We start from the raw sequence: 8,386 nt of genomic DNA, 5'->3' as shown, positions 1-8,386 counted from the left end.
GCAGCTGGCGCGTGCGGGGCCTTTGTGATCGACCACCGCCGCGTGGGTGTTGTCGCCGGCAGTACCGTTGCAATCAGCATCGGCGCGGGTGGTATCGGCAGTAATGCAGGGGGAGCGACGACGGTTTCCATTGGCGCGCTAACACTAACTGCTCAAGGTGGCGGGCCGTCTCAGTCCAACGCCCGTAGTGCCCCCGGCTCAATGAGTGTGGCAGTCGGCGCTGACCTACAATTTTGGGCCGGCCGGGCCATCAATTTGCTAGGTGGGCTGTATCAGCCAGGCACAGTCAATGCGCTGCTGTCCTACGGCACCAATGCCGTCGACCTGGGCGTAACAACCACCGGCATTTGCAACGCTCCGAGCGGCATTAATAGTGCCAATGGTGGATCACACTCGATGCTGCTATTGCCGCCTTGGGTAAAGGCAGCCGGAATTGCGCTGGGCACGCCGGGCAATGTCAACGCTAGCAATGGCGGTGGCGCAGCATCATTTAACGGTGCGGGCGGCAATGGAGGCGGCACATCCGCGACCGGCTACGGAGGGGGCGGCGGTGCGGGCAGTACCACGTCTGGCGCACCCGGGTGTGCAGTGATCTGCTTCGAGGTGCCGGCATGAGTGAATACGCATTGATAGACGGCGGCGTGGTAGGCAATGTCATTGTCTCGACGCTCGCCTATGCGCAAACCCAGGCATCCACGGTGGTAGACCTGACCGGCGTCAATCCACGGCCGGGGCCGGGTTGGATCTACAACGGGGCGAACTTTGCCGCGCCGACTACCGACACCCGTCCGCGCCTGGTGATTACCAATGTCGCCAGCGATAACCCAAGCAAAACCCTGGTCGATCCGCAGTTGCGCGAAGCGACGTGTCCGTGCGGTACGACACTGACCGTCACAGCCGAATTGCGCGACAACAGCAATCAAATCATCCCCGCCAGTGATTCATTCCGCATGCCCTTACGAAAACGCGGAGGCGGCGAGGGAATGCTGTTGGCTTCAATGGTGGCGGGGGTGGTGACGATCAAGGCGGCATTCACGGTCGCTGGCGATGACGGTGCGTGGATGGTCGATGAGGCAACCATCAACGAAAGCCTGCCAGCCACTGCGCAAATGCAGTTTGGCGGATTCATCGCCAACGTTTACCGCGCTTAGGCAGCTAGAAGAGGGGCGGCCGGCCTAGGTGTTACGAGCACCCAAGTCGGCCACCCAACCCGCAGAACTGACCTGCAAGCTGGGCCTTGGCCCCTGCCTGTGTACACGGGCGGCCGCAGCCTACCAGCATTTCCACAAGATACAAAAGGCTTGCAGCATGAATTTCTACGCTAAACCCATCATCCCGTGGATGGGCGGCAAGGGCCGACTGGCCGATAAGCTGATTCCTCTCTTTCCCCTGCACGACTGCTATGTCGAAGTGTTCGCGGGCGGCGCCGCGCTGTTTTTCCTACGGCCCTATCCGGCCAAATGCGAAGTCCTGAACGACATCAATGGCGACTTGGTCAATCTATATCGAGTCGTCCAGCATCACCTGGAAGAGTTCGTCCGTCAGTTCAAGTACGCGCTCAGCTCTCGCCAGGTGTTTGAATGGGAGAAGCACCCGGAAACCCTGACCGATATCCAGCGCGCCGCCCGGTTCTTCTACCTGCAACAGCACACTTTCGGCGCCCGCTTGGAAGGCCAAACCTACGGCACCGCCACAACCGGCAGCGTGGTCAACCTTCTACGCATCGAAGAGACCCTGAGTGCCGCCCATTTGCGCCTGGCTGGCGTCAATATCGAGAACCTACCGTGGCAGACCGTAATCGAGCGCTACGACCGCCCGCATACCTTCCTTTACTTGGACCCGCCGTACTGGCAAACCGAGGGTTATGGCGTCGAGTTCGGCCTCGAAAACTATGAGCAAATGGCGCGGCTGATGGGCACGATGAAGGGCAAGATGATGATCAGCATCAACGACCACCCCGACATCCGCCGCATCTTCGCCGATTGGCCAATGCTGGAACTGGAGATCAAATACACGGTTGGCGTGGCGCAGGGTGAGCGTAAGGCGACAGGCGAACTAGTGATTACCAACTGGGATACCGCCCATTGCGGCGGACTGTTCTAACAACGCCAAAAACAGACAAGGCCTGACTTCCGGCCTTGTGCCAAAATCCTGCAAATTCCTTTCAACCCACGCAAGCGCGGCCAATGCCATTTATTGCGCAAATCGATGCCAATTTTCGCGCGCCGCTACAGCGGCCTGCGGGAAACCCTAAGGTATCTCTAAACGAATCATCCACCGCGGAGGTTGGGCGGAGGGGGTAGGCTTAAACAACGAAGGATCAATGACTTGCACACTGCCGGCTAAGACCCGGACTTCCCGAGGCCGGTCCCGCCGTTTGAAAACGCGATTCGTACAGAGCCCCCCTGGCGCCGTAATACGGCAATTTGTGCCGGAAATTGCAGCTTGGAAGCTGGCACAAGACCGGAGACAATGCAGGCCCTCCTGCATCCGTGATTTTTATGTACGAACTAAGCTCCGTGGTATTGATAGCGTTTGCTGCCGGTCTGATCGATGCGGCAGTAGGCGGCGGGGGCTTGATCCAGGTGCCGGGACTATTTGCCGTGCTGCCGCAGCAGGCAGCGGCGACCTTGTTGGGCACCAATAAATTCAGCTCATTTTTTGGCACCGGCGCCGCTACCTGGCGCTATGCGCGCAAGGTGGATCTGGCGTGGCGCCTGGTATTGCCGGCCGCAGCAACCGCTTTTGTGTTTGCGTATTTCGGCGCCACGGCGGTCAGTTTTGTGCCCAAGGACTGGATGCGTCCGCTGGTTCTGGTGCTGCTGATCGCCATGCTGGCCTATACCCTTTACAAAAAGGACTTCGGCGCCCTGCATCAACCAAGCCGCTTTGGCCGGCGCGAGCAAGTCATAGCCTTGCTGATTGGCGGTGCTATCGGCTTTTATGATGGTTTCTTTGGCCCTGGCACCGGCAGCTTCCTGATCTTTCTGTTCATCCGCTTCTTCGGTTTTGACTTCCTGCGCGCTTCCGCCTCGGCCAAGGTGGTGAATCTGGCGACCAATCTGGCTTCGCTGGGATTCTTCATTCCTCATGGCAATGTGCTGTATCACTTTGCCATACCGATGGCGCTGGCCAATGTCAGCGGCGCAGTGATCGGTGCCCGCCTCGCCATGCGCGGCGGCACCGTCGTCATCCGCCGCCTGTTTATCGGCCTGGTGGTCGTGCTGATTGCCAAGCTCGGTTACGACGCCATCAAACCCTGGCTTGCTTGATTCCTGGTCGGTGCCCGACTGTGGCAACAGAGCGAGCTGACGCTGCCTGTTGTTCCTGACTTTCTCTCTTCGACCTAGCGTGTCTGTTGACAAATGACCAGCGGTCATCATACATTTGCCTACGTAATGACCTTTGGTCATTTATTTTCCACTCACACTGACCAATGGTCACTTAATCGGGGTAATCATGAGCGAGTACAAAGGCAAATGGGCGTTGGTCACCGGGGCATCGAGCGGCTTCGGCATTGACTTTGCCACCATTCTGGCTGAAGGCGGTGCCAATCTGGTGCTGGCGGCAAGGCGAACCGAGGCCATGGAAAAACTGGCGCAGTCTCTGCGTAGCCGGTTCGGGATCGAGGTAGTCGTCGAAGGCATCGACCTCGGCAGGCCAGCTGCAGGCACCGAACTCAAGCACAGGCTGGATGCGCGGCATATCGCCATCGACCTTCTTGTCAACAATGCCGGTTTTGGCGTATTCGGCAAATTCACCGAGCAGCCTTTGAGCAAAACCATGGAGATGCTGCAGCTCAATATGCTGGCGCTGACCGAGCTTACCCATGTGTTTGCCGCCGATATGGTCATGCGCGGTGGCGGCCATATCCTGTTGGTGGCCAGCATCGGCGGCTATCAGGCAACGCCATTCTATGCGGCCTATTCGGCCAGCAAGGCTTATGTCTTGCTGTTTGGCGAGGCACTCAACACCGAATTGGCGCCGCATAATGTCAAGGTCAGCGTGCTCTCGCCCGGCATTACCGCCACCGCCTTTCTTGACGTTTCCGGTCAGCGTGCCACGCCTTACCAGCGCCTGATGATGATGCAGTCGCGCCCGGTGGCCGAAACCGGTATCGCCGCCATGCTGGCCGGCACGCCCAGCGTGGTTCCGGGGATTGGCAACAAGCTGACCATATTCGGCAATCGCTTTGCACCGCGTAGCCTGCAAAGCAGAATCGCCTATCAGCTGATGAAAAACTGAATGCAAGCGGTGGAGGCGACATGACAACACTGCTGATACTTGGCGGAACCGGCCTGGTAGGCCAGCAATTGCTGGCGCAAGCGCTGGCGGATCCTCGCGTCGACCGCGTGCTGGCACCAACCCGGCGCCCGCTTGCAGCCCACGCCAAACTAAGCAATCCATCGATCGATTATGCGCAACTACCCGATCAGGCGGACTGGTGGCGGGCAGATGCCGTGCTGTGTGCCCTTGGCACCACCATCAGGATTGCCGGCTCGCAAGCGGCGTTTCGGCAGGTCGATCATGACTTCGTGCTGGCTGCAGCGGCATTGGCACGCCGCCATGGCACGCCGAGCTTTGTGCTCAACTCCTCGCTCGGTGCCGACGCGCGCAGCCGCTCCTTCTATCTGCGGGTAAAGGGCGAGATCGAGGATGATCTTGCCAAGCTTGGTTTTGCTTCTTTGACCGTGGTGCGCCCTTCCCTGCTCGACGGCGGTCCCCGGCCAGATTCGCGGCCAGGCGAGCGTGCGGCCATCGCCATCGGTAAATGCCTGGGACCACTGCTGGCCAAGCGCTGGCGTCCTGTCGCCACCGCTCGCGTTGCGGCAGCAATGCTGGCTGCAGCAAGGGCTAGCGCACCGGGATGCCACTATATCGAGTCGGATCAGCTACACCCATGACGCGCCAAGCCGGTAAACTCGGCGGTTTTCCAGCCTCGTGCCGCCTGATGAAATCCCGTGCCATTGACTCCGAAGACAAAGCGGTGCGCCGCGCCGATATCCTTGCCGCGGCGCGCCGTCTGTTTCTGGAAGATAGCCACCAACTGCCTTCGGTATCGCGTATCGCCGCAGCTGCCAGCCTCGCCAAAGGCACGGTGTATCTGTACTTTCGCACCAAGGAAGAAATCTTCACCGCCCTGTTGGCCGAGGACTTCGCTGGCCTGTTGAATGAAGTTCATCAGACCTTCAGCGCCGGCACTCAGCCGGACCTGCTTGCCCACTTTGTCGAGCGCTATGTCGCCTATCTCGATGCACGGCCCGAGTTGCTACGCCTTGATGCCATGGCCTACAGCGTGCTGGAGCAAAATCTCAGCGATGCGCAACTGCGCAGCTTCAAGCTGGAACTGACCCAGGGCCTGGTGCGCGTAGGCAGCGTACTCGATGAGTCGCTCGGCTTGCCGTCCGGGCGCGGGGTAAGCCTGTTGATGCGTAGCTACGCCCTGACGCGCGGGCTGTGGCAGTCGCTGGACTTTCCGACCAAGATGCGCGCCCTGCTGGCAGAACCGGTATTCGCGCCGATCCGGCCGGACTTTCGCGCTGAGTTGGTACAGGCATTGCAGGAATACTGGCGCGGCGCCATGGCATCCGCGCCGACGCCCTGACGCGACATTCTCGCGCGCCGCAGGGCGATTGAAGAAATAATAGAAAGATCAAATACTTGGCACCGCCAAACACGCAGCGGGTTTCCTGACTTTAGCCACGGCAAGTGATTCAGCGCTTGGTTCAGCGCGTTCCTGATGCGCTTTTTCCCCCAAGCCGCAGCGAATCGGCAAGAATGCACTGTTGGTGTCGACTTGGCGCCTTATTCTTGCGGCAAACCACCATGTCACTGATCTATCGCTTTTGCTTCCTGCTTGTTGCGGTGAGCAGCCAAACATGGGCCGGCTCGCCCGATGCGGCAACAGTCCACGGGCGCTATGCCGGCGCGATTCCGCGCATAGCCCTGACTCAGCCCGATGTTGCCGAATTGACGGATGATGTGCCGGCTCGCCCCGGCGCTGGCGTTCCTTTGCGGGTAGGCATTGCCCGCCAGATCAAGGGATTGGCCAATGCCGGCGCGCTGCAACGGACACTACGCTGGGAGCGGCAGCCCGATGGGTCTCACCTTGCTGCCATCACCATCCACTCGCCGTCGGCCCTGGGACTACGTCTGGGAATACGCGTCGAGCAGTTACCCGCTACGGCCACCTTGCGCTTTTATGCTGGCGCGCAAGCTGCCGCTGTCGAAGTCAGCGCCAGGGAAGTACACGATGTACTGGCTTTGAACAAGGCCGCACGCGATGGTGGTGCGGATGCCGACGTCTATTGGGGGCCGATAATCGCCGCCAGCGATGCCACCGTTGAAATCGAGCTGCCTGCAGGCGAGTCGATCAGCGATGTACGCCTGTCCATTCCACAACTGTCGCATCTGTTTGCCAGTGCCCCGACCTTCAAGGACGCCATCCGCAAGATTGGCGATGCGGTGGCGTGCAATCTGAATGCCAGTTGTTACAGCCAGGAATGGGGGAACGAAAGCAATGCGGTAGCGCGCATGTCCTATGTTTCCGGCGGCAGCAGCTATACCTGTACCGGCACGCTGCTGGGTGATCGTGCCGGTAGCGGCACGCCGTACTTCCTCAGCGCCAATCACTGCATCAGTACCCAGGCCAGCGCTTCCTCTCTGATCACATACTGGTTTTTCCGCTCAGCCAGCTGCGACGCCCCGAGCACGACTGACCCGCGTTATCAGTCTCTACCCGGTGGCGCAGCACTCCTGTATGCGGCGGCCAATACCGATACCAGTTTCCTGCAACTGCTGCGCAACCCGCCTCCTGGCGCCGTATATGCCGAATGGTCGCCCGAGGTCCCGCCGCTTGGGGCGAGCGTGACCGGCATTCACCATCCTCGCGGGGATTTGCAGAAAATCAGTTTTGGCACGACCGCGTCTTACAATACTTGCCAGGCTGCTGACAACGGCACCTTCGATTGCTCCAGCCAGTCACAGCCAGCCGGCACCGGCTTTCTTGGCATCAGCCTCAGCAACGGCATTAGCGAACCGGGAAGCAGTGGTTCAGGATTGTGGATGATGCGCGATGGTCAGCACTATCTGATTGGCCAGCTCTATGGCGGCAATAGCAGTTGCAGCGCCGCCAGCTCCACCGACGCCTACGGTCGCTTCGATGTTGCCTATACCGCAGCACTATCGCGCTGGCTGGATGGTAGTGGTGGACGAGCCAGCGCCTTGGTAGTCAATCTGAATGGTGCGGGCACGGTTATCTCCAGTCCGGCTGCCATCAATTGCACCAGCAGCTGTTCGGCCAGCGTTGCCGCCAACACCGCATTGAATCTGACAGCGACGCCATCTCCGGGTTACCGCTTTGCCGGCTGGTCAGGAGCCTGTAGCGGAGCCGGCGCGTGCAGCCTGTCCATGGCAAGCGGCAGTAGTGTAACTGCCACGTTTACCAAGACTAGCGCCGTGGCGGCCAGTCAGGTGGACTGCCTGCTGAGCTGGGCAGAACGCAGTTACCCTGCCCTGTTCTCTCCGGCTGGCGTGCTGTCACAAAACAATTTCGGCTATCGCTTTCGCTATTACACGGCCAGCAACAGCTTCCTCGGCGTAGATGATGCGGCGGGCAATATCGCCTATCTGGGTAGCGATGGTCGACAATTGGACCTTGGCCCGGCGCAACCTTATCTGCTCGGCGCTGCCTGCAACTGACTGTCGTTGGCAGCGCGGCATGACATCAGCCATATCGGCGCCGATGCATTCGCCGCGACGTGCGGTATGGCGCCGCCGGCAATGCCGCCGATTCAGCCCCAGATCGCCTCGATGTCGACATAGGCCTTGAAAGTGGCTGGATTCACCGTCTCGCCCACCGCGAACGCGGCCTCCTGGGTATCGCGATAGACGCCCGGCGTAAGCGGCTCGCCAGTAGCGCTCAGCAGACTGATGACCACCGGATGATTGGGAGAGCCGCTCGCTCGCACCACCACGCCGGTTTCTCCATTGGCCAGGCGCAGCTTCAGGCCAGGCGGGAAGATGCCGACAGCGCGGATGAACTGGGCCGCCAAGGTGGCATCGACGGTCTTGCCTCGTTCCAGCAGGATGTCGCGCAAGGCAACCGTCAACGGCACCGCCGAGCGGTATTCCCGATACGTCACCCTGGCGCAGTAGATATCTGCCAGGCGTAGTAGCTGCCCGTCCAGGCTCAGCTCCGCACCGGAAATTTGGTTCGGATAGCCCAAGCCATCGAGCTGCTCATGATGCTCCAGCACCGAACGCAGCCATACCGGATCATTGACGCCGAGTCGTTTCAGGCGAGCAGTGGCCTCTTCGGGATGCTGGTGCAGGCGCTCCAGCTGCTCCTCGCTCAGTGGCGCGGTCTGTGTCTTGATCTCGTCCT

At 60.3% G+C, this 8,386-nt stretch carries 9 protein-coding genes; 8 read left to right on the top strand and 1 reads right to left on the bottom strand.

Features of this window, described 5'->3' with window-relative positions; all coding sequences use genetic code 11:
* The 8 genes from ACE3OH_RS15970 to ACE3OH_RS15935 form a co-directional block, all read left to right on the top strand.
* The coding region (locus tag ACE3OH_RS15970) for a hypothetical protein (protein WP_374355112.1) at positions 1-615 on the top strand (615 nt) is incomplete at its 5' end.
* Positions 612-1,151, top strand: a complete 540-nt coding sequence (locus tag ACE3OH_RS15965; protein WP_374355109.1) for a hypothetical protein — start codon at positions 612-614, stop codon at positions 1,149-1,151. The genes ACE3OH_RS15970 and ACE3OH_RS15965, both read left to right, overlap by 4 nt.
* 157 nt (positions 1,152-1,308) lie before the next feature.
* A complete protein-coding gene (locus tag ACE3OH_RS15960) occupies positions 1,309-2,103 on the top strand; it encodes a DNA adenine methylase (RefSeq protein WP_374355107.1) in 795 nt (264 codons plus the stop codon).
* A 398-nt stretch (positions 2,104-2,501) separates the two neighbouring features.
* Entirely contained in the window at positions 2,502-3,272 is a 771-nt protein-coding gene (locus tag ACE3OH_RS15955) for a sulfite exporter TauE/SafE family protein (RefSeq protein ID WP_374355104.1), read from the top strand.
* 187 nt (positions 3,273-3,459) lie between these two features.
* Complete coding sequence (locus tag ACE3OH_RS15950; RefSeq protein WP_374355101.1) at positions 3,460-4,245, top strand: SDR family NAD(P)-dependent oxidoreductase; 786 nt, start codon at positions 3,460-3,462, stop codon at positions 4,243-4,245.
* Between the two features lie 20 nt (positions 4,246-4,265).
* The gene (locus ACE3OH_RS15945) at positions 4,266-4,904 is read left to right on the top strand and encodes an NAD(P)H-binding protein (protein ID WP_374355098.1); all 639 of its coding nucleotides are present in this window, start codon (positions 4,266-4,268) and stop codon (positions 4,902-4,904) included.
* 47 nt (positions 4,905-4,951) lie between these two features.
* Positions 4,952-5,605, top strand: a complete 654-nt coding sequence (locus ACE3OH_RS15940; protein ID WP_374355095.1) for a TetR family transcriptional regulator — start codon at positions 4,952-4,954, stop codon at positions 5,603-5,605.
* Between the two features lie 221 nt (positions 5,606-5,826).
* A complete protein-coding gene (locus ACE3OH_RS15935; RefSeq protein ID WP_374355092.1) occupies positions 5,827-7,701 on the top strand; it encodes a trypsin-like peptidase domain-containing protein in 1,875 nt (624 codons plus the stop codon).
* Positions 7,702-7,793: 92 nt separating this feature from the next.
* Here ACE3OH_RS15935 and ACE3OH_RS15930 read toward each other — a convergent pair.
* On the bottom strand, positions 7,794-8,386 hold a 593-nt coding region (locus ACE3OH_RS15930), incomplete at its 5' end, for an HD-GYP domain-containing protein (RefSeq protein WP_374355089.1).

The organism is Chitinimonas sp., assembly GCF_041904975.1.
In the GTDB taxonomy this organism is placed as follows: Bacteria; Pseudomonadota; Gammaproteobacteria; order Burkholderiales; family Chitinimonadaceae; genus Chitinimonas.
Note: the sequence above shows the minus strand (reverse complement) of the source record. Positions and strands in the feature narration are given on the sequence as shown.

Coding starts and splice junctions, on each gene's coding strand:
- ACE3OH_RS15935 (WP_374355092.1), top strand. CDS start 5,827: ATGTCACTGATCTATCGCTTTTGCTTCCTGCTTGTTGCGGTGAGCAGC.
- ACE3OH_RS15955 (WP_374355104.1), top strand. CDS start 2,502: ATGTACGAACTAAGCTCCGTGGTATTGATAGCGTTTGCTGCCGGTCTG.
- ACE3OH_RS15950 (WP_374355101.1), top strand. CDS start 3,460: ATGAGCGAGTACAAAGGCAAATGGGCGTTGGTCACCGGGGCATCGAGC.
- ACE3OH_RS15940 (WP_374355095.1), top strand. CDS start 4,952: ATGAAATCCCGTGCCATTGACTCCGAAGACAAAGCGGTGCGCCGCGCC.
- ACE3OH_RS15960 (WP_374355107.1), top strand. CDS start 1,309: ATGAATTTCTACGCTAAACCCATCATCCCGTGGATGGGCGGCAAGGGC.
- ACE3OH_RS15965 (WP_374355109.1), top strand. CDS start 612: ATGAGTGAATACGCATTGATAGACGGCGGCGTGGTAGGCAATGTCATT.
- ACE3OH_RS15945 (WP_374355098.1), top strand. CDS start 4,266: ATGACAACACTGCTGATACTTGGCGGAACCGGCCTGGTAGGCCAGCAA.